The organism is Sphingomonas sp. TF3 (assembly GCF_003985085.1).
Taxonomy (GTDB): Bacteria; Pseudomonadota; Alphaproteobacteria; order Sphingomonadales; family Sphingomonadaceae; genus Sphingomonas.
Map to the genome: position 1 here is coordinate 1 of NZ_RWKS01000033.1, position 24,950 is coordinate 24,950.

General features: G+C 62.5%; 22 protein-coding genes. 14 read left to right on the forward strand and 8 right to left on the reverse strand.

Features of this window, described 5'->3' with window-relative positions:
• Positions 1-346 (forward strand): SOS response-associated peptidase family protein (locus tag EJC47_RS18915; protein ID WP_185867730.1); only part of this gene is annotated, 346 nt, incomplete at its 5' end.
• Positions 347-440: 94 nt separating this feature from the next.
• A complete protein-coding gene (dinB, locus tag EJC47_RS18920) occupies positions 441-1,559 on the forward strand; it encodes a DNA polymerase IV (RefSeq protein ID WP_126849290.1) in 1,119 nt (372 codons plus the stop codon).
• Positions 1,560-1,602: 43 nt separating this feature from the next.
• On the opposite strand, the gene xth is transcribed toward dinB, so the two are convergent.
• The gene (gene xth, locus EJC47_RS18925) at positions 1,603-2,403 is read right to left on the reverse strand and encodes an exodeoxyribonuclease III (RefSeq protein ID WP_126849291.1); all 801 of its coding nucleotides are present in this window, start codon (positions 2,401-2,403) and stop codon (positions 1,603-1,605) included.
• Between the two features lie 4 nt (positions 2,404-2,407).
• Complete coding sequence (ligD, locus tag EJC47_RS18930) at positions 2,408-4,396, reverse strand: DNA ligase D (RefSeq protein ID WP_409574494.1); 1,989 nt, start codon at positions 4,394-4,396, stop codon at positions 2,408-2,410.
• A gap of 49 nt (positions 4,397-4,445) precedes the next feature.
• On the opposite strand from ligD, the gene EJC47_RS18935 reads away from it, so the two are divergent.
• Complete coding sequence (locus EJC47_RS18935) at positions 4,446-4,622, forward strand: DUF3606 domain-containing protein (protein ID WP_126849293.1); 177 nt, start codon at positions 4,446-4,448, stop codon at positions 4,620-4,622.
• Between the two features lie 308 nt (positions 4,623-4,930).
• On the opposite strand, the gene EJC47_RS18940 is transcribed toward EJC47_RS18935, so the two are convergent.
• Genes EJC47_RS18940 through EJC47_RS18950 form a run of 3 tightly spaced genes read right to left on the reverse strand, consistent with a single transcriptional unit; the run spans position 4,931 to position 7,771 of the window.
• Positions 4,931-5,908, reverse strand: coding sequence for a S1 family peptidase (locus tag EJC47_RS18940; RefSeq protein ID WP_126849294.1), 978 nt, complete (start codon positions 5,906-5,908; stop codon positions 4,931-4,933).
• Positions 5,905-6,879 carry a DUF2971 domain-containing protein gene (locus EJC47_RS18945; RefSeq protein ID WP_126849295.1) on the reverse strand — a complete coding sequence of 325 codons (975 nt, stop codon included), beginning with the start codon at positions 6,877-6,879 and terminating at the stop codon, positions 5,905-5,907. Before EJC47_RS18945 ends, EJC47_RS18940 begins: the two co-directional genes overlap by 4 nt.
• Positions 6,880-6,931: 52 nt before the next feature.
• Positions 6,932-7,771 (reverse strand): competence protein CoiA, encoded by an 840-nt coding sequence (locus tag EJC47_RS18950; RefSeq protein ID WP_126849296.1) that lies wholly within the window; start codon positions 7,769-7,771, stop codon positions 6,932-6,934.
• Between the two features lie 204 nt (positions 7,772-7,975).
• Between EJC47_RS18950 and EJC47_RS18955 the strand changes: the two genes are divergently transcribed.
• The 3 genes from EJC47_RS18955 to EJC47_RS18965 all read left to right on the forward strand — a co-directional run bounded on the left by EJC47_RS18955 (position 7,976) and on the right by EJC47_RS18965 (position 10,670).
• Positions 7,976-8,908, forward strand: coding sequence for a hypothetical protein (locus tag EJC47_RS18955; protein WP_126849297.1), 933 nt, complete (start codon positions 7,976-7,978; stop codon positions 8,906-8,908).
• On the forward strand, positions 8,905-9,801 hold the full coding sequence (locus EJC47_RS18960) for an abortive infection family protein (protein WP_126849298.1): 897 nt from the start codon (positions 8,905-8,907) through the stop codon (positions 9,799-9,801). The genes EJC47_RS18955 and EJC47_RS18960 overlap by 4 nt, the downstream gene beginning before the upstream one ends.
• A 62-nt stretch (positions 9,802-9,863) precedes the next feature.
• Positions 9,864-10,670 (forward strand): HNH endonuclease, encoded by an 807-nt coding sequence (locus tag EJC47_RS18965; RefSeq protein ID WP_260591669.1) that lies wholly within the window; start codon positions 9,864-9,866, stop codon positions 10,668-10,670.
• Positions 10,671-10,810: 140 nt separating this feature from the next.
• On the opposite strand, the gene EJC47_RS18970 is transcribed toward EJC47_RS18965, so the two are convergent.
• The 3 genes from EJC47_RS18970 to EJC47_RS18980 are packed head-to-tail and all read right to left on the reverse strand — an operon-like array spanning position 10,811 to position 16,318.
• A complete protein-coding gene (locus EJC47_RS18970) occupies positions 10,811-14,125 on the reverse strand; it encodes an error-prone DNA polymerase (RefSeq protein ID WP_126849300.1) in 3,315 nt (1,104 codons plus the stop codon).
• Complete coding sequence (locus tag EJC47_RS18975) at positions 14,122-15,570, reverse strand: DUF6504 family protein (protein ID WP_441004744.1); 1,449 nt, start codon at positions 15,568-15,570, stop codon at positions 14,122-14,124. Before EJC47_RS18975 ends, EJC47_RS18970 begins: the two co-directional genes overlap by 4 nt.
• 16 nt (positions 15,571-15,586) lie before the next feature.
• A complete protein-coding gene (locus EJC47_RS18980) occupies positions 15,587-16,318 on the reverse strand; it encodes an ImuA family protein (protein ID WP_126849302.1) in 732 nt (243 codons plus the stop codon).
• A gap of 198 nt (positions 16,319-16,516) precedes the next feature.
• Here EJC47_RS18980 and EJC47_RS18985 point away from each other — a divergent pair, with 198 nt between their 5' ends.
• The 8 genes from EJC47_RS18985 to EJC47_RS21235 all read left to right on the forward strand — a co-directional run.
• Positions 16,517-16,999, forward strand: coding sequence for a hypothetical protein (locus tag EJC47_RS18985; RefSeq protein WP_126849303.1), 483 nt, complete (start codon positions 16,517-16,519; stop codon positions 16,997-16,999).
• Between the two features lie 131 nt (positions 17,000-17,130).
• Positions 17,131-17,691 (forward strand): hypothetical protein, encoded by a 561-nt coding sequence (locus EJC47_RS18990; RefSeq protein WP_126849304.1) that lies wholly within the window; start codon positions 17,131-17,133, stop codon positions 17,689-17,691.
• 126 nt (positions 17,692-17,817) lie between these two features.
• Positions 17,818-18,873 carry a type IV toxin-antitoxin system AbiEi family antitoxin gene (locus EJC47_RS18995; RefSeq protein ID WP_260591670.1) on the forward strand — a complete coding sequence of 352 codons (1,056 nt, stop codon included), beginning with the start codon at positions 17,818-17,820 and terminating at the stop codon, positions 18,871-18,873.
• On the forward strand, positions 18,870-19,727 hold the full coding sequence (locus EJC47_RS19000; RefSeq protein WP_126849306.1) for a nucleotidyl transferase AbiEii/AbiGii toxin family protein: 858 nt from the start codon (positions 18,870-18,872) through the stop codon (positions 19,725-19,727). Before EJC47_RS18995 ends, EJC47_RS19000 begins: the two co-directional genes overlap by 4 nt.
• Before the next feature lie 22 nt (positions 19,728-19,749).
• Positions 19,750-20,859 (forward strand): metallophosphoesterase family protein, encoded by a 1,110-nt coding sequence (locus EJC47_RS19005; protein ID WP_126849307.1) that lies wholly within the window; start codon positions 19,750-19,752, stop codon positions 20,857-20,859.
• Complete coding sequence (locus EJC47_RS19010) at positions 20,856-23,519, forward strand: AAA family ATPase (protein ID WP_126849308.1); 2,664 nt, start codon at positions 20,856-20,858, stop codon at positions 23,517-23,519. Before EJC47_RS19005 ends, EJC47_RS19010 begins: the two co-directional genes overlap by 4 nt.
• A gap of 57 nt (positions 23,520-23,576) precedes the next feature.
• Positions 23,577-24,767, forward strand: coding sequence for a hypothetical protein (locus EJC47_RS19015; protein WP_126849309.1), 1,191 nt, complete (start codon positions 23,577-23,579; stop codon positions 24,765-24,767).
• Positions 24,760-24,950, forward strand: a 191-nt coding sequence (locus EJC47_RS21235; RefSeq protein WP_221885190.1) for a hypothetical protein, incomplete at its 3' end; no start/stop codon positions are given. The genes EJC47_RS19015 and EJC47_RS21235, both read left to right, overlap by 8 nt.

Below are 24,950 nucleotides of genomic sequence, written 5' to 3' on the forward strand. Positions count from 1 at the left end.
CCTCATTCTAGCCGACGGCTTCTACGAATTCACCAAGCCCGAGGATCCTAAGCAGAAGCGTAAGACCAAATGGCTGTTCACTCTTCGCGATCATCCCTGGTTTTGCATCGCCGGCATTTGGCGCGAGACGCCGGATGGCGAGGCTTTCACGATGCTGACCATGGAACCGGGGGAAGACGTCGCGCCGTACCATTCGCGCCAGATCATCCCGCTCACCCGGGATCAGTGGTCCGACTGGCTGGACCCGACCGTTCCGGCCAGCGCCGTGCTACGAAGCTTGCCAAAGGGAAGCCTGACGACGGCACGGGTTTATCCGCCGCTTGCTGCGCAGCATACCATGATCTGAACTCTTCTGCCGGCGCCACTAAAGCCACCACTCGAATCGACCGGTCGTCAAGCAAACGTTCTCTTTATGTTCGGATCGTGCTAACTCGGCATCCATGGTTTGCGAGTCTGCAGTCCGAAAAGTGATTCATGTCGACATGGACGCGTTCTTCGCGTCCGTGGAACAGCGTGATGACCCCTCGCTCAGGGGAAAGCCGGTCGCGGTAGGGCACGGTGCGACGCGGGGCGTCGTGGCTGCGGCGAGCTATGAAGCGCGGACCTTCGGCGTCAAATCGGCGCTACCGTCAGTGACCGCGCTGAGGCGCTGCCCCGATCTCATCTTCGTCCCGCCACGCTTCGAGGTCTACCGCGCTGTGTCGCAACAGATCCACAGCATCTTCGCCGACTACACCGACCTCATTCAGCCTCTCTCGCTCGACGAGGCCTATCTCGATGTGACCGCCGATCGCCGCGGCCTGAAGACAGGATGGCTTACCGCCAAGGAGATCCGCGCGCGCATCCTAGCGGAAACCGGCCTCACCGCGTCCGCCGGCATTTCCTACAATAAATTTCTCGCGAAGCTCGCCTCGGACCATCGAAAGCCCAACGGGCAGTTTGCGGTCACCCCAGACATGGGTGCAGCCTGGGTTGAGACGCTGCCCGTCTCCCGCTTCCACGGCGTGGGCCCCGTGACGGCCGAGAAGATGAAGCGACTGGGCATCGAGTCAGGCGGCGATCTCCGGTTAAAGTCGCTCGCTTTCCTGCAGCAGCATTTCGGCAGTTCTGCTGACTGGTACTTCGCGATCGCGCGCGGCGAGGATGAGCGCCCGGTCAATCCGAACCGGATACGCAAATCGTCGGGATCTGAAACCACGTTCCGGCAGGATCTTGTCGCCTCTGCAGACATCGAGGCTGGCGTCGTCCGCATGGCCGAGGAGGTTTGGGCATGGTGCGAGAAGCGCCAAGCGTTTGGCCGAACAGCGACCGTGAAGATCAAATACGCTGATTTCCAGCAGATCACCCGCCGTAGGAGCCGTCCGTCGGCGATAATGACATTTGAGGAGCTTCGCGAAGCGGCTCTCGACCTGATCCGGTCGATTCTTCCGACCACCAAGCCGATCCGTCTTGTCGGAGTGACAGTATCGACGTTTGAGGACGCCTCCCCGGCATCCGCACCACAGCTGTTCGAGGACGATCCGCAAGCTGCGCCCGAGCTAGTCGACGAAGGAGCGTGAGGCGCTCCCCGCGATCGGCCGCGCTCTCCGATTGAGGCTGGTGTCAGGTCCGTCGCCTTCGCGCAGCCTTCTCTGGCGCCAGCTCGATCCATGTCGGGGCGTGATCGCTGCTTTTCTCCCATCCGCGCACGTGACGGTCGACCTGAGCGTCGACGAGCCGGCCGGCGAGGGCGGGACTGAGCAGAAGATGGTCGATGCGAAGCCCGGCATTGCGGCCATAGGCGTTTCGAAAATAGTCCCAGAATGTGTAGATCGTCTCGTCGGGATGGATGGTCCGTAGCGCATCCGTCCACCCTTGCTCGATCAACCGGAAATAGGCAGCACGGACCTCAGGCGCGAACAGCGCATCGTCCAGCCAACGCTCCGGCTTATAGACATCGCGTTCGGTCGGCATCACGTTGAAGTCACCTGCCAGCACCACGGGCGCGCCGGTCGCCAGCAACTCCGCCGCATGCTCGATCAGCCGCTCGAACCAGGCGAGCTTGTAATCGAACTTCGGACCGGGACATGGGTTGCCGTTCGGCAGATACAGGCCTGCGATGAGGACGCCGTTCACTGCGGCTTCGATGTATCGGCTTTGGGTTGGATCAGGGTCTCCCGGCAAGCCGCGCCGCGTTTCATGGATGTCGCCGACGCGGCTCAGCATAGCGACGCCGTTCCAGCTCTTCTGTCCGTGCCAGATGACGTCGTAACCGAGGCTCCGGATGGCAGCCTCCGGAAACTTTTCCTGGGGAGCCTTCAGTTCCTGAAGCACCGCGACGTCAGGCTGCGCTTCCGTCAGCCACCGAAGAAGCACGGGCAGGCGACCGTTCACGCCATTCACATTGTAGGTAGCGATCTTCACCGTGTCACAGGTCCGGCAAGGTCTGGTCGGCGCGGCCCCAGCCCTTCAACACCTTGGAGGCAGCCCGTTTCACGAGTTCATCGGCATCGCCGATGTGGAAGTGGTTCGGCGCGTCGATCGTCTCCATTTCTTTCCAGGTGATGGGCGCGGCGACCGGCGCCTCCGGGCGCGCCCGTACCGAATAGGGCATGACAGCCGTCGCGCCGCGCTGATTGCGCAGGTAATCCACGAAGATGCGTCCCTTGCGCTGCGCCTTGGGCAGCGCCGCGGTGAAGTTTTGCGGATCGCTTTGCGCCACGGCCTGGGCCAGCCTGTGCGCGAAATCCTTCACCTCCGGCCATTCGGCCTGCGGTACGAGCGGCGCGATTACATGCACGCCCTTCCCGCCGGTGAGCATCGGGAAGGTCTCAAGCCCGATCGATTTTAGGATGTCGCGGAAATGAAAGGCGGCGGTGCGCACATTCTCAAAGTCCAGCCCCTCGTCCGGGTCCAGGTCGAAAACAAGGCGGTCAGCCTTTTCGACATCCTCGATACGGGCACCCCAGCCGTGGAATTCGATCGTTCCCATCTGGACGCAGGTCATCAGGCCATCAGCGGTATCGACGAAGAGATAGGGCTCCTCGTGGCCATCCTTCTCCAGAATGCCGACATGTTTGACGGCGTCGCCAAAGCTGCCCGCGTCATGTTTCTGGAAGAAGCACTTTTTGGCGCGGCCCTGCGGACAGCGCACCAGACTGATCGGGCGGCTGCCCAGCCACGGCAGCATGATCGGCGCGACCCCCGCATAATGGTTCGCCAGCTGGCCTTTGGTAATGCTGGATTCCGGGAAGATGATGCGGTCGGTGTTGCTGATCTTGACGCGCGATACCGCCGGTGCCGCGATCTCGGTCACCGATTGCTCGACTTCAAGGACGACCGCTTCAGCCTTCTTGTCGGCGCGGAGCCCGAGATAGCTCGGATGGCGCAGCGTGCCTTCGTTTGTCATCTCGGTGTAGGCGATCTCCGCTACGAGCTTGGGTAGAAGCCAATGGGCGCCGCGAACCTCCGCACGAGGTGCGTTCACAGTTGGCGTTGTCTGCTCGAGCGGGCGCATCGTCTCCATCAGACGCTCTATCTCGTCCATGCTAAAGCCCGTTCCGACCTTTCCGGCGTATCGCAGCTCGCCCCCCTCATGGATCCCGAGGATTAACGAACGAAACCCGCGCGACTTGTCGGACGGCGTCCAGCCGATGACGACGAACTCCTGGCGCTTAATGCATTTAGTCTTAAGCCAGCCGCCCGAGCGCGAACCAATGTAGCGGCCGTCGGCCTTCTTTGAGATGACGCCCTCGAGCCCGGCGTCGCAGAAACTGTGAAGCAGCTTCTCGCCGTTACCCTCGATATGTTCCGAATATCGGATGCGGTGGCTTCCTTCGGGTAGGATCTCACGCAGCTTCGCCTTCCGCTCCGCGAGGGGCAACCGGGTAAGATCTTCCCCGTCGAGCTCGAGCAGATCGAAAGCGATATAATCGATACTGGACGGCGCGCCTTTGAGCGCTCCCTGGAGATCCTGGAAACTGGAACGCCCGCTATCGTCCATCACGACCGCCTCACCGTCGAGCAGCGCCGACCGAATGTTGAGCTTGCCCGCTTCGCCGACGATGCCAGCGAACTTTTCCGACCAGTCCAGGCCGGACCGCGTGTACGCGCGGGCTTCATTGCCGCCGACGGCGACGAGCAGCCGGTAGCCATCATATTTCATTTCGTGCAGCCAGCGATCGCCGGTTGGAACTGTGTCGACCAAAGTTGCCAGCTGGACGGGTTGAAAAGGGGGCGGTCTCAAAGCTGGTAAAGCTCGAGCCCTCGACGGTTTCCGGGCCCTTCCTTCCCCTGGTTCTGCGAGCAACTTGGCCATGACTGATAGACTCGTGCCTGGCAGACTCGTTCCAGCGCTGATGTGACTCGGTTCATCGACACAGCGCGCCTTTGGAAAAGGCTGGCGGAAACTCTTCAGGCAACCGGCGTTCCGTTAGGGCAGCAACCCGCATCAAGGAGGTATGGAAATGGCTGACGACAAGACGCTCCGCGCGCCCCAGGATAGCTCGCGCATCGCGCTCGGCGAGGATTATGAGGTGGAATACTGGACCAATAAGTTCGGTGTCAGCCGCGACAAGCTCGCCGAGGCGGTGAAGGCAGTCGGCAATGGCGCCGACGCGGTGGGCGAATATTTGAAGCGGTAAGTTATTGGCGCGCATCATAGTATAATGCGACTTTCCGGATCGCAGAGGTGAGTGCCCGGGGACTATTCCGGAGCGCCCCAGGTTTACGACGAACGCGACAGTGACCCGGTAGATGGCCATGACGGTGGCCGCGAAGTCGCCGTCAGGACAGGCACGCGAAAGACACTTCCGTGCCGTCCCTTTTCGGCGGGGTCTTTGCGGATGGGGGAATTGTCCCACAAGTCGTCGGCAGCAATCGACCAAACCAAGAAGTTCGCAGCACGCTTTTGAAATGAACGGAACGAGGAAGTCTTACCGTTCGCCGAGGGTTAGGCTTTGGGCTTTGCCGCCGATGGATCAAACTCGTAGCGAAATTCATCCTCGGTCGACTTGCGCAGCCGCCAGCCCTCTTCAGGATCGAGCAAGTCGCTTAGAAGACCGCCGCCTGGCGGCCAATAGCCCGGCGGCCAAGCGGGAGACACTGGCTTTAGCAGGGCGTCCCAGATCAGCGTGACCATCGTGTAAGGTGCAGTGGCGGACTCGTCCGAGCTGGTGACGATCCCGATCATCTTGCCGTCGGCATCGAGCACCGGGCCACCGCTCATCGCACCGACGGTGGCGAGCGCCGCCGCGAAACAAGGTCGGGGCGCCATCACGCGGTCGCGGCCTTGCGGCCAGACTTCCAGTATCGCGCCCGAGCTGAGCAGGAAAGTCCCGGCTACGTCGGGAAGCACCTGAATTTCGGGTTCAAGTGCTTGCCGGGCGTTGCGCGGACGGAAGCCGACTGCCGTCACCCGGTCGCCGACCCGCGGCAGCTTCGCGCTGAGCAAGAAATGCGCCACGTCGACCGGCGAGCGGGGTTCGCAGGCATGGGCGAGGGTCAGCACTGCGAGGTCGCCGTCGAGGCTGTACGTGATCTTCAACACCTGCCAAGCAGCGAGCCCAGTCGCGCTCACGCCGAAGGCATAGAGCGCGGCGTCGACCGCCTCGAACAGCCCGTCGCCGTCATGCTCCGCGATGACATGCGCTGCGGCGATGGCGATGCCCGGGGCGACCAACGCTGCTGAGCCATAGATCGCGCATTGCCCGTCGCCAAAAGCAGCGAGAGTAAGGATGCTGCCCTCCAGGCCATCCATATTCTCGATGAAGTAAAGTCCGTCGTCCGCGAAGGGCGTAAGCCCGACCGGCTTTATATGAAGCTCTTGGTGCAGCAGGGGCTCGCGCTGCGCCGCGGCGATTACGACCGACGCAGATTCCATCACGGGATGCCCACCGCCCGCGGCGTCATAGATCGTTCGATCGGTCATTGCGTCCCGAGACTATCGGCGTCCGCTGCGTCTAGATCCTCGAACTCGCTGAAAATCTCGAAAATCCCGCGATTCCGTCGCGGGTGCGTCGCCAGGAGCTCGGCAGTATCCGCCACGCGCTTGTCGAGGAGGAAGCGCCCATGCTGCCCACGAATCTCGTAGAAGCGCACCGGACGATCCCGGCCTTCCAGAGCCCGGATAACAGCGAACATGACCGCCGAAGAACAGCGCATGCCGAAGATGACCTCTTCGAGCTCAAGCGGCGAATGCTGCTCGCCGCGTGGACCCAGCAGCCTCCATTCGCGTTCGTAGGCCCAAGGGCGGGCCTTCCTGAGGAGGACCGCTTCATCGACTCCGCGCCGAGCCGCACTGTCGCCGGCGAGCATTGCCGAGACCGCGCTGGCCTGGACGAGGCGCGAGCCGCCATACTTCATCTTGTGGATGTCGATGGTAGCATCGGCCGGCACCGAATAACCGAAGCAAATGCCGTGGTGCTGGTCGCCATAATGGCTCCACATCAACGGGCAGTTGACGCGCTCGGCGAGGGAGAAGACCCCACGGTCGTATCGCCGCAGCAGCTCCTCTTGCACGTATTGGCCAAGCAAGAACTGCTCCGGATCGGCCACCTCGTATTCCGGATTGGTGGCGTTATAACGAATATCAGCGAGCAGGCGTTCGGCGGCCTTGCGGCTTTGGCGCGCGATATGATCGAGCGTCTTTGGGCCGTTGTAGCGGATCGTCTTTGCCGCCGCCGCCATCTCGGCCGTTGTCCGTTCCTCAATCATCTGCGCCAGAACGGGTTCAAGCGCCGCGCTCGGCAGATCGGTGTCGAGCGTGGGCTTCGTGTCGAGCGGATCATTGAAGGTCGTCGGGTCGGCAAAATAGACCGTGTCGTTGACGAGCATGCCCAGCGTCAGATTGCTGAAGCTGCGATATTTGTAGAGCCGCTTCGGCGGAACGCGTTCGCTCATGTCACCCCCTCACTCCGGCCGTACTCAGCCCCCCCGTTGGTATCCGCCTGCGTCAGCGGTCGTCCGGCGGAAAGACAGGCGACGCGATCGCCCGCGCGTCCGTCTCGACCATGACCTCCTGAAGAAACGTCGTCTTAGGCACATAGCGGACACACGGCAGGTTGGACTCATCGTAAATTTCGAGCTTCACAAGAAAGTCGCCGCCGAAGTCGATGTAGACCGGACAGGTGGCTTCCAGCCACGTCCGCCGCGGGCGGACCCAGTCGTATTGGTGGTGGCCGCAATAGACCTCCTCGACATCAGCCTGGATGTCGCGAAGGCTGAAAATCCGCCCGAAACTCAGTGTCGCCTTTGTTACCGTCCGTTCGGGATAGTCACGCTGCGTCTCGGAAAGCCGGAAGAACAGCCCACCGGCCGCGCCTTGCATCGGCCGGGTGGCCTTCGCCCACACGATGTCCTGGGCGATCTCCGAACTCGGATGGGGCAGTCGATGATAGACTTCGAAGTTGCCGCGAAAACCTCGCCCGTCGATCACCCACACCAGGTTCTTGTAGAAGGCCTCGCGCGAAATACGCTCGGCGTCGGTCATCGCCGAATGTTGCACCTCAATGTAGATCCCCGTCGCGGTCATGATGTCGGCTCGGTGAATCTCGCCGCCGGGCGCGGTGTGGGAAATCTCCCGGCAGGCCTCGGGGAAGAGATTTTTCCATTCACGGTGCCACTCGGTTTCATTCTCCCACCACGGGTCGCAATTCCGCCGGCCGGCATGCGCCCAATGATGGAGGATGCGCGGCCCGCACTTGGCGATCATCGCCGCCCCGCAGGTCGGGCACTGCCCACGCCCGCCGGGGAAGGCTTCGAGCCGCTCTGAACCGACGAGTGCGAGTTGCATGATCTTGCTCCACCAGCTGCGGACCCCTCGGTTGTATCCGGATCAGCGATTGCATCGGATAGCGGGATCGGGGAGGCCGCGGCAACGCGGGCGGGAGAGATGCCCGTTGGTGATCGTAGGCGAGCCGCCTAGGCTCGGTTGCACCTTTGCCGTGCGGTCCTGACCCCGATCCGCTACGCACGTAGCGAATGGGAAGGGAGAAACGTGGCGCTGGCGCAAATCGGACAGGGAGATGAGGGCTGGTACGTCCGGGACGTGGGCCCCGGCCAAGGGCGGCAGCTATGGCGGTTTGTCGATGCGACCGCAATGCGCGCGGGCGTCACCAACCCCGAAGGGGGCGCGGGCACCTATTATGCTGCGGATCCGGGCGAGACGATCTGGGCGTGCCTGCGGCGCTCAACGCCCTGGCTCGACGGACTGGATGGTTCCGGCCCCTTTCAGCGGATGGTCCGTCGGCCTGGGGAATTTCACCCCCGTGTCGCACGCCCGCTCGCGTTGAGGGAGAAGGAAACGCTCTGGTTCCCCGACGATGCAAAGGAGCAGCGCTATATCACCAGCGCGCAGAACCAACTCGGATCCTTGATTGATGATCTAAGAGCGATCTGTCGCGTCGTGCAGCCCGCAGCCAGCACCCTGTCGGTTTATGGGCATGAAATCCGCAACCTCTTGATCCTGGCGGCGACCGAGGTCGAGATGCACTGGCGCGGCATTCTGACGGCCAACGGATCGACTGCAAAATTCAACACGAATGAATTCGTGAAGCTCGCCGCCCCTCTCGGTCTGCGGGATTACGCCGTTCACTTCCATCCTTGTCCAGACATTGCCCCGATCAGGCCCTTCGACGGCTGGGACGTCCTCGATCCAACAAATTCTCTCCCTTGGTTTGCGGCCTATCATGGCGTCAAGCACAACCGCGAACATGAGTTCGATCAGGCGAACCTGGCCAATGGATTTATGGCGGTCGCAGCTTGCGCGGTCATGATGGTCGCGCAGTTCGGGCAGGATGCGTTGACACGTGAACTTAAAGGTTTCCTGTCGGTCCAGCCGCCCGCCTGGCCAATCGAAGAGATGTATCTGATGCCCGAGGCGGAGGGCGACTGGTCTCCAATTCCCCTGCAACTCTCGGTGAAGCTGTGACCGGTAAATTCTCACCGTTCGTCGTCAAGGCGCTGGTCGACACCATCACGGGCGGGGCCGGCAACGACAATGCGCCCGCCATCGGAATCTATCGTTCTGGCCCCAAGATCGAGCAATTCTTCCTCGACTGCGGGCTGGACATGCGCATCGGCGTTGGCTCGCGCGTTCCAGCGACGACGGATTTTCTGCGCAAGACTGCAAACCATTACGACGGGAATGGCGATGCCCTTATCGCCCGGATCATCGAGCGGGTTTGTGATCCTCGTGATTACCTGGCGGAACCTGACAAAGCGATCGCCGTGCGCGAGCATCTCAACAAGGCGCTGGCTCCCGACGGCTTGGCCGTCGTCATCGTCGGCGGGAAAGCGCTTCTGACAGAACGCCGAGGGTCGGGCACGATCGTCGAGCCGTTCATCCAGAAAGTCGCGACCTTGGATTTCGACACCGTTCAGATGGAGATCGCCCGTGCTCTTCCCAATCTGGAAGATGATCCGGAGGATGCGGTGACGGCCGCGTGCTCGCTGATCGAAGCGGTTTGTCGCTCGATCCTCGTCGAGCTCAAATTGCCGCTTCCCGCCAAGAAGGACATCGATGGCCTTATCCGTGCGGTGCAGGAGCCGCTTGGGCTGTCGCCTGGTCGGTCAGACCTTCCGTCCGAGGTTGAAGCCGACGTTCGGCAAACCCTCAGCGGTTTGACATCCGTGGCCAAAGGCATCGGCGCACTGCGGACGCATGGTGGAGACGCCCACGGACGCGAGAAAGGCTTCCGCCGCATCGACGCGCGGATCGCCCGCCTTGCCCTCAACGCCGCAAGTTCGCTCGCCTTGTTCCTGATTGAGAGCTGGGAACGCAAGGAGCATCGGTCCCTGCCACAGCATGCTGGCGAGCCTTGATGCCTGAACAACCCTCCGCCACGTCCGAGCTCGAAGCGCTGCGCCCAGCGCGTAAGGATCGGGTGATCGACCTCGTGCGCGCCGCGGGTCTCGATGTGTCGGACTGGTCGAATAGCAGCCGGGGCGAGGCCGGGGCGGCCACCAATCCCAAATATTGCTACGAATGGGTCTTCGTCGAAGCCGGCAACGCCATTGTTCTCAACCTCTGGCACGTCCTACTGGCGGAAGACGCCGAAGGCCGCATCGTCCATCGCGGCAATTTTCGGGAGGATGCCGAGATCCAGTATGCGCGGGGTCGCGGCAACCCCTGGGGTCTGCGCGCCACACGTCTCGACGCGGCGCTCCAGGCCGCCCTTCGGGACGATCTTGCGGTCCGCGTCATCCTCAACGCCGGGGTTCGCCGGGATCGCGACGATCCCGATGCTGAAGCCTCAAAGGTGGAGCTGCGAACCCTCGACCCGGAGCCGTGGTCGATCGGCGCCTATGACGCGGCGACCGGCAAGCATCTGCTTATACGCGGCGCGGCGCCGCCGGCCTTCGTCGATCAATTCTCGATCGATTCGGATCCCGGCGGCGCGTCGGTGCGGAGCGAGCAGACCGGGTCCGTTTTCGTCCGTAATCCCAAGGTCCGCGAGGCGGTGCTCAAGCGCTCCTGCGGTCGCTGCGAGCACTGCGATGAACCTGGCTTTCGTCGAGCAGACGGCGCCATCTATCTTGAGACGCATCACATCGTGCCGCTGCACGAGGGCGGCCCAGACCTCATCGGCAATGTCATTGCACTGTGCCCGAACGATCATCGCGAAGCACACTATGGCGAGGCGGCCGCCGCGCTCCGCCTCCGCTTCATCGCCATTGTTGCTGTGGCCTGACCAGCGCGGGAATGCCTCATCAATTCCCGTTCCGAACTGTCGTTCGGATGAAACTGGAATCTCAAGTGTTGCTTGGTATCTGCCGTGCCTGGGATTCGCTGCGAGCGATCGCCTCGCCCCAATATTGGTTGCACCGTACGTTATCGGAAGTCGCGCGGTTTGATCTTGATGCCTTCTGTCGGCTGCCCTGGAACGATACCAGACCCAAGGGGGAGATCCGGAATGAAGATATCCCGCGGTGACCTGCCAAGCGGCGACGCGCCGAGGTCGCGTGGGTCCGGGCGCATCGGGCTTTTGACTACATCGGCACGACTGACGCGGTAGACTTCGGAAACGTCGACACGATGGCCGACGCTGGCGAGAAGGGGCGACAGGTCATCGAGGCGCTGGGCAATGAGGTGAATGACCTCGCCCTCACGCTGGACCTGCCCTCGCACGCCCATCATCGAGGCGCCGAGCACCGTGCGACGGTTCTTTTCGAACACATTGGTCCAAACGACGAGGTTGGCGACATTCGTCTCGTCCTCCAGCGTGATGAACATGACACCCTTCGCCGACCCGGGTTTTTGACGCACCAGCACGATGCCGGCCAGCTCGATCCAGCGTCCGTCCTTGACGGTCTGGAGCTGCTCGCAGGTGATCATCTTTCGCGCCTTCAGCTCATCGCGAAGGAACGCAAGCGGGTGCGCACGCAGTGACAGCCCGGACGCGCGGTAATCCTCCACGACCTCGGCTCCCTCGCCCATTGGTGCCAACAGCACGGTCGGTTCGATTGCCTCCTGCCGAAGCTTGCCATCGCGCTCGTCAGCAGCTGCGAACAGGGGCAGGGCGGCGTTGCCGAGCCCTTTCACGTCCCACAAGCCCGAACGACGGCTGAGCGCCAGTGAACCGAACCCATCCGCCTCGCCGATGCGATCAAGCGCCCCACGACCAACGCGGGCCCGGCGCTGGATTTCTTCAACGTTGGAATAGAGCTGTTTTCCGCGTGCCGTGACGATGGCCGCGCCGTCCGCATTGGCCAGATCGCGCACCATACGGAGGCCAAGCCGCACGGCCTTGTAACGACCGGCTGCCTCCTCGAGCGTGCAATCCCATCGGCTGTGGTTCACGTCGATCGGCCGGATCTCGACGCCATGCTGGCGCGCATCGCGCACGATCTGCGCCGGTGCGTAGAAGCCCATCGGCTGCGCATTGAGTAGCGCTGCGCAAAACGCGTCGGGATGATGGCACTTCACCCAGGACGAGGCATAGGCGATCAGCGCGAAGCTGGCGGCGTGGCTTTCAGGGAAGCCGTAGGGCCCAAATCCCTCGATCTGCTTGAACGTCTTCTCGGCGAACTCACGGTCGTAGCCCCTCGCAACCATGCCATCGATCAGCTTGTCGCGGAAATGCGACACGCCGCCTGTCAGCTTGAAAGTGGCCATCGCTCGCCGAAGTAGGTCGGCCTCGCTCGCCGTGAAGCCGGCGCACTCGATGGCTACCCGCATGGCTTGTTCCTGGAACAGCGGCACACCGAGCGTCTTCTCCAGGACCCGTCGCAGTTCCTCGGTCGGATAGGTCACCGCCTCCTCGCCGTTGCGGCGACGCCGATAGGGGTGAACCATATCCCCCTGAATCGGCCCGGGCCGCACGATCGCGACCTGGATGACCAGGTCGTAGAATGTCTTCGGCGCCATCAGCGGGATCGACGCCATCTGCGCCCTGGATTCGATTTGGAAGACGCCAAGAGTGTCCGCCTTGCGAATCATCGCATAGGTCGCGGGGTCTTCCGCCGGGATCGTGGCGAGGTCGTGTTTGATCCCTTTGTCATTCTCCAGAAACTCGAACGCCCTGCGCATGCAGCTCAACATGCCAAGCGCCAACACATCGACCTTCATGAAGCCTAAAAGATCGATGTCATCTTTGTCCCACTCGATCACCTGGCGGTCTTCCATTGCCGCAGGCTCGATCGGAACAAGCTCGTCCAGCCGGTCGCGCGTCAGGACAAAGCCGCCAGGGTGTTGCGAAAGATGGCGCGGGGTGTTGATGAGCTGCCGCGCCAGTTCCAGCGTCAGCATCAGCCGCTTGTCGCTAAGATCCATGTTGAGCTCGGCCGCATGCTTTTCCTCGACGCCTTCCCGGCTCCACCCCCACACCGCACCGGATAGCCCTGCGGTCATGTCTTCTGAAAGCCCCAGTGCCTTGCCTACCTCGCGGACCGCACCGCGCGCGCGGTATCGCGTCACCACCGCGGTCAGAGCGCTGCGGTCACGACCATAGGTTTCGTAGATCCACTGGATCACTTCCTCACGCCGCTCATGCTCAAAATCGACATCGATATCGGGCGGCTCCCTGCGCTCCGCGCTGACGAAGCGCTCAAACAGCAGCTCGGAGCGCACGGGGTCGATCGAGGTGATGCCGAGGACGTAGCAAACGGCGCTGTTGGCGGCCGAGCCGCGCCCCTGACACAGGATTTCGCGCCGGCGCGCCTCCATCACGATCGAGTGCACGGTCAGGAAGTAAGGCGCATAATCGAGATCCGCGATCAGTCGCAGCTCATGCTCGAGCTGCGACCGCACCTTGGCATCCAGGCCTTCAGGATAGCGCTCGGGGGCCTTCTCCCACGTCAGCCGCGCAAGCTCCTCTTGCGGCGTGCGACCCGGGACCTGGATTTCGTCCGGATACTGGTATTTGAGCTCCTCAAGGCTGAACGTGCATCGGGCCGCCAACTCCACCGTACGGGCGACCGGGCTCACATCCTTCAGATAGCGTCGGAAAAGGCGCTCCATCTCCGCTGCTGTTTTCAAATGGCGGTCGGCAAAGCGCTCACGGCGCTCGCCCAGATCATCGACCGTGCATTTCTCGCGGATACAGGTGACGACATCCTGCAGAAGTCTGCGGTCGGGTGCATGATAGAGGACGTCGTTGGTAGCGATCGTCGGCACCCGCGCTGCGGCAGCCATGGCGGCAAGATCGCGAAGCCGGATCGCGTCGCGTGGGCGCCGGCGGATCGACAGTGCCGCATAGCAGCGATTTCCAAAGATGCGGCGCATGCGAGCAAGCGCGGTCTCGGTCGTGGCATCGGCGCCATCGGGTACGAGGAGCGCGATCAAGCCATCGTGCCATTCTTCGAGGTCCGACCAGTCCAGATGACAGGCGCCTTTGCCTGCGCGTCCCTTGCCGACGCTCAAGAGTCTGCACATGCGACCATAGGCCGCCTTATCGGTGGGATAGACGAGCAGTGCCGTGCCGTCAGTGAGATCCAATCGACAGCCCACTATCGAACGCACGCCGGTCGTCTTTTCCGCGTCCCAGGCACGTACAATCCCTGCAACCGAATGCCGATCGACAATGCCAAGGGCCGGCAGCCCAAGGAGCGCGGCTGCGGCAAAAAGCTCCTCTGGACTGGAGGCTCCGCGCAGAAAGCTGAAATGGGTCGTGACCTGCAGCTCCACGTAGCCGCTAGCGGCGGTCACGCGAACGCTCCATGGATGAACCAGCGCATCGGCCCTGTGACCGGATTCTCCCCGTCGCCTGCGCGAAAGAGCCAATAGCGGCCGCCGGTTTCGGTCTCGACCTGATAATAGTCGCGCACCGTATAGGGCTGCTCGCCTTCAACGCCGTGATCGCGCCACCACTCGCCATATAGGCGCTCGGGTCCATCGCCTTGGGTAACGCGGTATCGCCTTCGCCGCCAGATGAACAAGCGAGGTGCCTCGTCGGGGAGCAGGGCAACCACATCGATCGGTTCCGGCCGATCCAGCATGCGCGCCGGTCGAGGCAGGTCGCCTGCCCAAGCTATGCCGCTGGAACTGGCCAACGCCGCGAACCGCGCCACGGAGCGTTCAGGCATTGCGCTTGGCTGAGGCCCCGCGCGGTGAAGGTGCCTCTGGCCGAAGCGATTAGCGAGCGCATCGACCAGCGCGGCAATGTCCGGACCCTTGCGACCGGAACCTGCCAGGCCGTCGCTTTGCGAAGCGCTCATCGCTTCGGCAAGCGGCGTCACGAGCGTCATTGCTTCTATGCCCAGCCCTGGTTCGATCGTCTCAATCTTCGCGCACAGCAGCTTGGTCAGATGCGCGTGATCGCGCGACGGAGCGGCCGTTCCGACCCGAATTGCCTGCCGGTGCCCATCGACGCGAGCGAAATGACAATCGAGCCGACGAGCTCCTTTGCCCAACGCGGTCAACTGGACCACGATGTCGGCGACTAGATCGCCGATCACCCTTGCGAATGCCTCTGGCGTGGCGATCGGCTCCATCAGGCCACGGCGGGCCCGAGGCAGATGGTCCGGGAAGATCGGATCGATAGGCTCGGGTATCTGGCCCAGCGCCTGATCGAGCCGACGATAGAGTTGGCGTCCGAAGCGCTTGGCGAGGGGCGCCCGCGGCGCACCAACGAGTTGTTCAATCCGCTCGAACCCGAGCTTTCGGAGGCCTTCCACGTCTCGCGCATCCAGGCGCAGCGCAGCGATCGGTAGCAGCGCCATCGCTTTGCGGTGGTCGCCGGGAGCAATTGTCACGGGGCGGCCAGCGGGAACCTGGCGGGCCACCGCATGCGCACATCCCGCCGTGTCCGCGACCGCCAGCTGCAACGAGAGACCAAAACCAGCGACCCGCCCGTGCAGATCCTTCAGAAGCGCCTGCTCGGACCCGAAAAGGGGGGCGCAACCCGTAATGTCCAGCCAGATGCCATCTGGCACATCGGGCGCAACGACGGGGCTGTACCGCTGCCCGGCCCAAAGCGCGAGACGCCGCAACCCTTGAAGGTCGGCTTCCGGCTCCGCGTCGATGACCAGAAGCTCTGGCGCGAAACTGCGTGCCTTGGTGATAGTCATACCTGGTACGATCCCGAGTGTCCGTGCTTGCCCGTCAACGGACGCCACCACCCGTCTCCCATGGTCCGGGATCGCCGTGACCATCGGTGCAGGTGCCGCGTCAGGCCGCGAACTGGCGTTCTTCCTGCGCAGCCGGTCGGTCGACCAGTGCGGCAGGAAGAGCGATACGACCCGTCGCATCGCAGCCCTCCACAATCCAGCTGTGCGGATTTCCGCCGCGCACGCGTTCCAGCTCAACCCGCCAGCGTGGTCGCCCGAGGCTCGGAATACCAAGGTCCTCACTGGGGTGAGCTGTCACGCGCCAGCGCGTCACCGCAGCCGTTCCCTCTACGGCCTGCTCAACCCTCGAGGCGCGTCGGAAGACGAAGGCGGCTACGCCCGAACCCTCTGCCGCGAGCTGCAGGCGTTTGGAGGCAGTCGTCGAATATTTCGCGACTTCGCCAACCACCCCGGCAAGGCCTGGTTGGCGCAAACATTCCTCCATCGCGAGGAGCACGTTGGTGTCGCTGCCGGCCTCGACATGGATCACCCGGTCCGGATGCAGTCCAGCCAGGTGAAGGGCAGGGGCAAAGAGGTCACGCCAGCGCAGACACCAGAAGACCGGACCCTCGACACGCGCTAGAATGCCCGCAAGGAACACCGTTGCGCTAGCCTCGTCGGCCAGATCGGTACTGCCGGCGATCTCATGCAGCGCGCCTGTGGCTATGCCACCGCCTGGCAGGCGACAATCAATGCTCTCAATCCCGAACGGAATGGCGTCGTGTCGCCCATCAGCGCACTCGATCTGCGCGATGCGCGCACGTAGATCATCAAGGACGGCTGACTCGCGCATAGCATCACAGAGACTCGGAAGGCGGTTGATTCGTTCCCTCTTTGTTCTGATGAGGGCGCGCCAGAGTCAAGCGCGATGGAGATCGCCTCTCGCGCCGTCGCCGCAACGACCGGCAAAAAGGGACACATCTCCGACGCGAAAAAATTGGTGGAGGTCTCTTGGATAGCGGCCGACGTTGGAATCCGGCAGATTGCTCCGATGAACGATCTCAATGGCAAGTCTATCGCGGAGATGCTCGCGCTCCATGCCGCAATCAACGAGGAACTACGATCGCGCAACGTCTTGCGGTCTGCCAACAATCCGACCGGAGACCTGGCCGAATATCTCTTTTGCGCAGCTTTCGGTTGGGAGCAGGAGGCCAATTCGAAGAAGGGCTTCGACGCGGCGGACTCGGACGGCGTCCGCTATCAGATCAAGGGCCGGCGGCTGCACAGGCGCAACAAGTCGCGTCAGATGTCGGCGATCCGGTCGACGGACGGTTTCGATATATTGGCCGGCGTTCTCTTCAACGACGACTTCTGCGTCATTCGCGCGGCGCTGATCCCTGCAAGCGTGGTGTTCGAGCGAACGAGCTTCGTCGATTATACGAAGAGCCATAAATTCTACCTTCGCGATGATGTGTGGGATGCACCAGGCGTCAGCGACGTTACCGAGCGCCTCCGGGCCGTCGAGCAGGCCTAGATACCAACTGCGGCTGACCTGCGGTGGCCGCGCGAGCGGCCAAGCGGGCAAGAAGTGTCACAGCAGAAAAAACTGACGAAAGACGCACGAACGGGATTCACATTGCCGCAAGCGATGCTAAGATTCATCTTATGTTCCACCAAGCCGACCTTTTCGATGCCGTTGAAGTCGGTCAGGGAGCGCCTGCCAAGCCCCTGAATTTGCCGGCGCTGATCGAACGGATCGCGGATTTCTCGCCACGACCGCGCTATGCGTTCATGGTCCTCAACCTGATTGCCAAAGCCGCCGGGGGGAACAGCGGTTCAGCGGGCCCCTATGTCGATACCGAAGACGAGGTTCGCGTACCGCTCCGCGACTGGTTGTGCGATTCACTGGTTCCGATGGCAAAGCGTGATGCCCGTCGCCTGATCATCGTCGAAGAGGTCAAAGCTTCGCTTGCTGCGCAGGATGCCTTGCCAGACGACGCCGAGCAGGCCGCAAGGGCGATCGACAATGAGGTCCGTGAACGGGTCCGGCGCTCAGGCCGGTGCAACGTCAGCCGCGCCGTTTCTGATCTCGTGCGCGCCGGTCTGGTCCGACGACACTACCAGGGCTACCGCGTGGACCACCACAATCGTGGCGCTCAGCGCGAGGCGGTGTACACCATCACCGAAGCAGCGGCTCGGGCCCTTTGGTCTCAAAAAGCCTCATAACCACGCCGGGACCATAGATCATTTCACCATTCTGCGACTTTCAACGGTTTGTTGAAAAGCATGTTTCAGTGAAATAATTTGCAATTTCAGCCGAATCATGATTTCAACGGTTCGGTGAAAGACGCAATGGACACCGAACGACGGGCGGCAGAAGCGCTCAAGGCCTTCCTGGGCTCGATCCCCCAATTTGCCCTTGGCCAGATGACGATGATCGGCAAGCCAGGCGAGGCTGATCGCGGCGTAGACATCGTCGCGGAAACCGAGTTCGCCGGCCGACCGCTCAAGATCGTGGTCGAGGTCAAAGGCAACGGGCAACCCCGGATAGCGCACCAAGTGGCCTACCAGCTCAAACGCTATCTCGATCAGACCGGCCAAGAGGGGGTGCCGATGTTCATCGCGCCCTATTTATCCGAACAGGCGCAGGCGGCATGTCGCGAGGAAGACATCGCCTACCTCGATTTTCAGGGCAACGCGCGCCTCGTTGTCGATACCATCTTCATCGAGCGCAAGGTCGAGGGGAAACCCGATCCCGAACGACGTTCCCTGCGCACCCTGTTCAAGCCAAAGTCGACCCGGATCTTGCGCGTACTGCTGAACGAGCCGCATCGGCCCTGGCGCGTGACCGAGCTTGCTGAAGAAGCCAAGGTCAGCCTCGGGTTGGTCAGCACGATCGGCACCGCCCTGCGCGAACGCGAATGGGCCGATCAGACCGAACAGGGGCTGCGGCTCGTCGATCCTTCCGGTCTGCTGGACGAATGGGCCCGCAACTATGAGCCGCCCAGAGGGGAGGAGGTCCGCCTCTATACCCACCTCCATGGCAAAGCCCTGACGGAGCGCCTGCGTGATTTAGCGACCGAGCAGGGAAGGGTGGCGCTGGCCTCGTTCAGCGCGGCCGATTGGTACGCGCCCTTCGTTCGCCAAGGCACCAGCTATTTCTACGCTGACGAGAAGGGCCTTGGCGCCTTGCAAACAATCTTAAATCTGACTGCACCCGCAAAGGGTGCGAACATTGTCGTGCGCGTCCCCGATGAAGATGGCGTGCTCGACGACGCGCGGGCCGTCGCACCGGGGGTCATCGCGACGAGCCCGGTTCAAACCTATCTCGATCTCATGGCGGGCGGCGAGCGCGGCGTCGAAGGGGCAGAACATCTGAAGGACAAGCTTTTGCGGTGGCCTTCATGAACGACGAACCGCAATCGGCCACAGATTATGACGACCGCACCAGCGCCGCTGTGAAGTCGGTGCTCGTTGAGATCGGCCAGACGCTGGGCAGCTTTCGTGGGAAGTTCGCGGTTATCGGCGGCGCCGTGCCTTGGCTGCTGCTCGAGGACAGCGAGATGCGCCACGTCGGCACCCTCGACATCGATCTCAGTCTCGACGCGCAGGCCTTGGCCGCCGGCGAGGAGTATGTCGCTCTCGTCGATGCCCTCCACGAACAGGGGTACGCACCCCGCGACACGCTCAAATATTTCCAGATGGTCCGGACGGTCCAGCCGAAGGACGATGGACCGCCGATTGATGTGATCGTCGATTTCCTGCGGCCCTATGACGCCGTGCTGGAAAAGAACCGGCCGCCGCTCACCACCGAATTCGCGACCCAGCGTGCGTCGGGCGCGGAGCTTGCCATTCACTTCCACGAGCTCGTCGCGATCGAAGGCGATATGCCCAAGGGCGGGACCAACAAGGTGATGATCGCTGTCGCCTCGATTCCGGCGCTTCTCGCCATGAAAGGCTTCGCGCTCGACGGACGGTACAAGCAGAAAGACGCCTACGACGTCTATTACTCGATCCGGAATTATCCCGGCGGGATCGATGCGCTTGCGGACGATTGCCGCCCGCTGTTGGAGCATCAGAGTGGCCGGGACGGCTTCGCGCATGTCGTGGCGAAATTCGACGATCCGGACGGCTACGGGCCGACGTGCGTGCGCAATTTCGTCGAAGGCTCCGATATCCTGGACGGCCGAACGCCGGACGAGTGGCAGCAGGATGCCTTTGGTCAGGTCGATGCCTGGGCCCGTGCGATGGGATTGCGATGACACACCGATCTGCGAAGCCACAATGAAGCTCATTCACACAGCGGACTGGCAGCTCGGAAAGCCGTATGGCCGGTTTGAGCCGGAGGTACGCGCCGCGCTGTCCGAGGCACGCTTCGACGCCATTGATGCAATTGGCAAGGAGGCAGCTCTCCACGGCGCGGCTCACGTTCTGGTCGCCGGCGACGTCTTCGACACCGAGGGACCAGAAGACCGCACGATCGTTCAGGCGATCTCTCGAATGGAGCGCCATGCATGCCGGTGGTGGCTCTTGCCCGGCAATCACGACTTTGCGCGCAATGGTGGCCTCTGGGACCGCGTGCGTCACCGCGCTGGTAACGGCATTACCGTCTTGGCAGAAGCGCAGCCTCACGAGATCGAGCCGGGAATCTGGCTCCTGCCGGCGCCCCTTACGCATCGCCACAATCTCGATGATCCTACCGAGCTCTTCGACAGCATGGAGACACCCGGCAGTCGCATTCGCATTGGCCTCGCGCACGGATCGATCCGTGACTTCGGCACCCAAGGCGAAACCAAGAACCAGATCGCGCCCGACCGGGCCCGTCGCTCCTCGCTCGATTATCTTGCGCTTGGAGACTGGCACGGGACGCTCAATATCGACGCGCGCACCTGGTACGCCGGCACACCCGAAACTGATCGCTTCCAGCGCGACGAGCCCGGCCACGTGCTGCTCGTCGATATAGCCGAAGGCGGCGACCCGTCGGTCACCCCGATCCGCACGGGGCGTTTCCAGTGGATCAGGCGAAGCTGGACGGTGAACGACCAAGCCGGTTTCGATGCCGAGTGCGATCAATTGCTGGGATCCATTGATCCCCCGTCCACCCTCCTCGAACTGTCGCTGGCCGGAATCACCAGCCTTACGGATCGGGTCGGGATGCTGGGCAGGCTGGAAAATGATGTCGGGCACCGGGTCCGTTATCTCGACGTTCGGTCTGACGACCTTGTCGGCCGCCCGAGCGAAGACGACCTCGCAAGCCTTTCGGTAGAGGGCATGCTCGGCGTCGCGGCGGCGAAGCTGTCCGCCTCGATCGAAACGGGCGGTGCCGACGCTTTGATCGCGAAGCGTGCCCTGGAGCGCCTCTTCGTCGAATATAGCCGGGAGGACAGGGCATGAGCCTGTACCTGCGTCGTATCGCCGTCGATGGCTTCCGCAAGTTTCGGGAGCCAATGGCGATCGAGGGGCTGACCGACGGTCTCAATATCGTCATCGAACCCAACGAAACCGGTAAGTCGACATTGCTTGAGGCGCTTCGCGCGGCGTTTTTCGTTCGCCACGGCACGAAGAACCAGCTTGCCCAATCGTTCGCGCCTTATGGCGAAGCTGTCGGACCGGAGATTCAGGTTTCGTTCGACGCCGATGGCGCGCCATGGACGGTGACCAAGCGCTTCCTGCGTGGCGCGTCGATCGAGGTCACCGGTCCACAGGGCAAGGCACAGGGCGAAGAAGCGGAAGCCCGCCTGCACACGCTGCTGGGGTCAGTACGCGATACCAGCCAGAAGGGCGATGCCGGCACATACGGCGCGCTCGGACTTCTTTGGGTCGCACAAGCTGAGGCGCTCGCGGTCACCGGGCCAGGACAGATCGTGCGGGACACGGTCCGCTCGACGCTTGAAGCGGAAGTCGGCTCAATCATGGGCGGCCCCGCCTACACGCGCGTCCGATCCAGGATCGACGAGCAATATGGGCGGTACTGGTCCCCCACCGGACAAAAACGCGGGCGACAGAATGAAGCACGCGAGCGTGTCGAGCAGGCGGAAGCGGCCGCGCGCGACGCCGCTGAACGTCTGGCTGGGCTTGAAAGGACGTTCGCCGAGCTCGAAATTGCGCGGGCCCGGCTCAAGGTCGTTCACCGCGAGATCGCGGACGACACAGATGTGCAAACGCGGAAGGATCTCGCCGCCTCTCTCGAGACAGCTCGCGCGGCCGCCCAAATCCTCGCAACGCGGCGGGCCGAGCATGAGGCCATCAGCGCGAAGGCCCGTAGCTTGGAAGACCTTGTCGATCGTCATCGCAAGGCGACGGACGATCGGAACAGCGCCGAACTCGCGCTGGCCGATGCGCGCATACGCCGCGCCGAAATTCTCGATGGCTTGGCAACGGCGAAGCAACGTCTTGCCGAGACACGCAGCGCACTGGAGGCTGCGCGCACGGCCCGCCAGGAGGCTCGCCGTGCTCTCAGCACGGGCGAGGACGTTTTGCGCGCCTCGCGTCGCCGTAGTGCCGTAGACGCGGCACACGCGCGTCATACCGAACTCATCGACCTTGAGCGGCTTCAGGGAGAGGCTGCGGCTCTTGCCACGACGATCATTTCCACCAAAGCCATGGAAGCGCTTGAGACAAACGAGCGGCTCGTAGCTGAAGCGCGCGCGTTGCGGGCCGCAGGCGCCACGCGGATTGCCCTGGTGGGCGATGCAGCCGGCGTATCGATAGATGGCGAGCCGATGGCGCTCGGCGAACGCGCTCTTACAGGCGAGACTCGCGTTCGGTTCGGGAGTGCCGAGCTGGTCATCACGCCGCCGGCAGGCGCGGCGAGCGCCGAAGGAGCTTTGGCTTCAGCGCTGGAGCGCCAGAGGTCCGCTCTGTTAGAGTTGGAAGTTGAGAGCCTGTCGGCAGCACGCGCACGGAACGACGCCGCGCGCGACGCCGCGAGTGAGCTGCGCACTATCGCTGCGCGCATTGCGGCTGTCACCGCTTCGGATGACATTATCGAGCTCGCTGCCGGTCCAGAGGCGCTAAAGCTCTTTGTCGTCGGACTGATCGACGAGACAGCCATCGTGGAAGCCGATATTCCGGATATCGCTTTGCTTACCGCAAACTTGGAAGCGGCTGATACGACTCTTGCACGGGCCGAAGGTGCCCAGGAGAGCGCTGTCGAAGCCCTGCGCCGTGTTGAACAAGAGGACGCGCCGCTGGCCAGCGCGGAAGCGGGTGCTGCCAGCACTCTCACCAACGCCGGCACCCAGATCGAGACGATTGAAAGCCGTCCTGAATTCCCGACGCTCGCGGTGGACCTGGCTCGTGCCCGTGAGCAGACCGCCGAGGCAGCTGTGAAGCTGGAGGAGGCCGCGCGCGACGCTACGGCGCACGACCCTGCGGTGATCACGCGGAAGATCGAGACAATCGATGCGCGGACAAAGGCGGCGGGGGAGGCACGCACCAAGCTCGAGATGGACGAGGCGCGACTGGAGGGGACGATTGAGAGTGAGGGCGGCAAAGGTCTCGCCGATCGGGAGGCGGGTGCTCGCGAAGAGGCGGAGGCGGCACGCGCGGCTCTGCAGCGGATCACCGAGGAGGCCGATACGCTCAAACTGCTGCGCGATACGCTTGACGAAGCGCGCGATGAGACCTCAGCCAAGTTCGTCGGACCGGTCGCAAAGCGCGCAAAGCGGCACATCGAGCGTCTTTTGCCGGGCTGCGACCTCAGTTTTTCAGAGGATCTCACCCTCGAAGCTGTGGTGCGCGGCGGGATCAGCGAAGGGTGCAGCGATCTGTCGCGCGGCACACAGGAGCAGCTAGCGGTACTGACGCGGATCGCGTTTGCAGATATGCTTCTCGACCAGGGGCGGCCGGTATCGTTGATCCTGGACGATCCACTCGTCTATGCCGACGATGCCCGGCTCGATCTGATGGTCGAAATACTGAGCGAGGTGGCCGAGCGGATGCAGGTCATTGTGCTGACCTGCCGCGATCGGACGTTCCGCCATGTCGCTGCTAATAGGATCAGCCTTTCTTCCGCCATGCTGAATGACCGCCTCAATGCGCCTGCTGCTTGAACTCTCCTTGACCGGTTGGGACCAGCAGCCCACGCTCAACATAGGAGGATGAATGCTGTGGCGCGGACTGCCGAATATTCGATCAAAGGTTACGTCTATCAGTTTCTCCGATATCTTTCGGAGATCCTCGAAGCGACTGACGGCTCTACTATAACGATCGAGGGAGCGATCGAGGACATCGACGTCACGACACCGGACCTAACGACGGCCGTGCAGTGCAAATATCACGAGCAGGCTGAGAAGTTCACATTGGGAAAGGTCTACAAGCCAATCCTGCTGATGCTGGAGCATTTCTCTCATCATAGCGCCCCTCCGAAGGTTCATTACAGACTGTTTTGCTATTTTCCTGGTTCGTCCGGTTCACAATCATTAACGCGCACAGAGCTGGAGACAGTACTCGCCACCAATTCCGTGCCACTCAAGGCGATAGTGGCACGCCTCGCGCACGGAGCGGATTTGGACCTGTTTCTGAGCCGGTTTTCGATCGAATTTGGGCCTACCTGCGAGGCGCTTCAGGACAGGGTCCTAGCTTCGCTGAACGCGAAGGGCTTCTCGTCCGAGGACGTCGACGCGATCGTATATCCGAACGCCTTCCAGCGCATAGTCGACCTAGCTACCCGGTCGACAGCTGCGGAGCGGACGGTTGAGCCATCGGCTTTCATCACGGCGCTGAACGATGTGCGGCAGGTCACCTTTACGCGCTGGACTCGCGAGCTTGCGACTCGTGCCAAAATTTTCCAGCGACTGCGCAAGGATCTGAAATTCTCGCTCGGTCAGAATTCACGAGGACGGTACTTCGTGATCGATCCGACGATGATCGCCAATTTTGACGGCGAGATAGTCAGATTTATCAAGAAGTTCAGCGAGCGCTATAGCTTCAAATATCTGCACGCCAACCCGCCGCTTTTCGCAATCACGGGAGAATATGACGTCGGCGCATTGCAGGCGCGACTGCACGACGTGGGCCTCCGATGTGCAAACGGCTTGGTGGGCGGCACCGAGTTTCGGCCCACTGAACTTTTCCGAAAGCCGATGCGACGGAAAAGCCCAGACGAACTCGAGTTCAGGGTGAGGTTGGCGAAGCGTTCGGTCGTGACCGAAACAGGCCCGAAGCGACCGGACGATCTGTTCCTAGTGAACATCGCGGACGACGACTGGGACCATCCAGACGTCAACGTTCACAAATTTGAGATCGAGCGCCTCTCCGACCTGGAATACGCGCTTCAGCTAAGGAACGATTATGCTTGAGCTTGGAGCCCCAATCGGCTGCGTGACCGACAGCTCGCCCTCGCTTATTCGGATTGAAATCAGCGGGGCGGAAGAATTCGAAAAGCACAAGTCGAAGCTTGGCGTAGGCCAATATCTCCTGATCGCCTCGGGAAATAGTCTCCACCTGCTGAGTACGATCACCGCGGTACGCGCGTCTCATAC

Coding starts and splice junctions, on each gene's coding strand:
- dinB (WP_126849290.1), top strand. CDS start 441: ATGGTTTGCGAGTCTGCAGTCCGAAAAGTGATTCATGTCGACATGGAC.
- EJC47_RS18935 (WP_126849293.1), top strand. CDS start 4,446: ATGGCTGACGACAAGACGCTCCGCGCGCCCCAGGATAGCTCGCGCATC.
- EJC47_RS18940 (WP_126849294.1), bottom strand. CDS start 5,908: ATGACCGATCGAACGATCTATGACGCCGCGGGCGGTGGGCATCCCGTG.
- EJC47_RS18945 (WP_126849295.1), bottom strand. CDS start 6,879: ATGAGCGAACGCGTTCCGCCGAAGCGGCTCTACAAATATCGCAGCTTC.
- EJC47_RS18950 (WP_126849296.1), bottom strand. CDS start 7,771: ATGCAACTCGCACTCGTCGGTTCAGAGCGGCTCGAAGCCTTCCCCGGC.
- EJC47_RS18975 (WP_441004744.1), bottom strand. CDS start 15,570: ATGGTCACGGCGATCCCGGACCATGGGAGACGGGTGGTGGCGTCCGTT.
- EJC47_RS18980 (WP_126849302.1), bottom strand. CDS start 16,318: ATGCGCGAGTCAGCCGTCCTTGATGATCTACGTGCGCGCATCGCGCAG.
- EJC47_RS18985 (WP_126849303.1), top strand. CDS start 16,517: ATGAACGATCTCAATGGCAAGTCTATCGCGGAGATGCTCGCGCTCCAT.
- EJC47_RS18990 (WP_126849304.1), top strand. CDS start 17,131: ATGTTCCACCAAGCCGACCTTTTCGATGCCGTTGAAGTCGGTCAGGGA.
- EJC47_RS18995 (WP_260591670.1), top strand. CDS start 17,818: ATGGACACCGAACGACGGGCGGCAGAAGCGCTCAAGGCCTTCCTGGGC.
- EJC47_RS19000 (WP_126849306.1), top strand. CDS start 18,870: ATGAACGACGAACCGCAATCGGCCACAGATTATGACGACCGCACCAGC.
- EJC47_RS19005 (WP_126849307.1), top strand. CDS start 19,750: ATGAAGCTCATTCACACAGCGGACTGGCAGCTCGGAAAGCCGTATGGC.
- EJC47_RS19010 (WP_126849308.1), top strand. CDS start 20,856: ATGAGCCTGTACCTGCGTCGTATCGCCGTCGATGGCTTCCGCAAGTTT.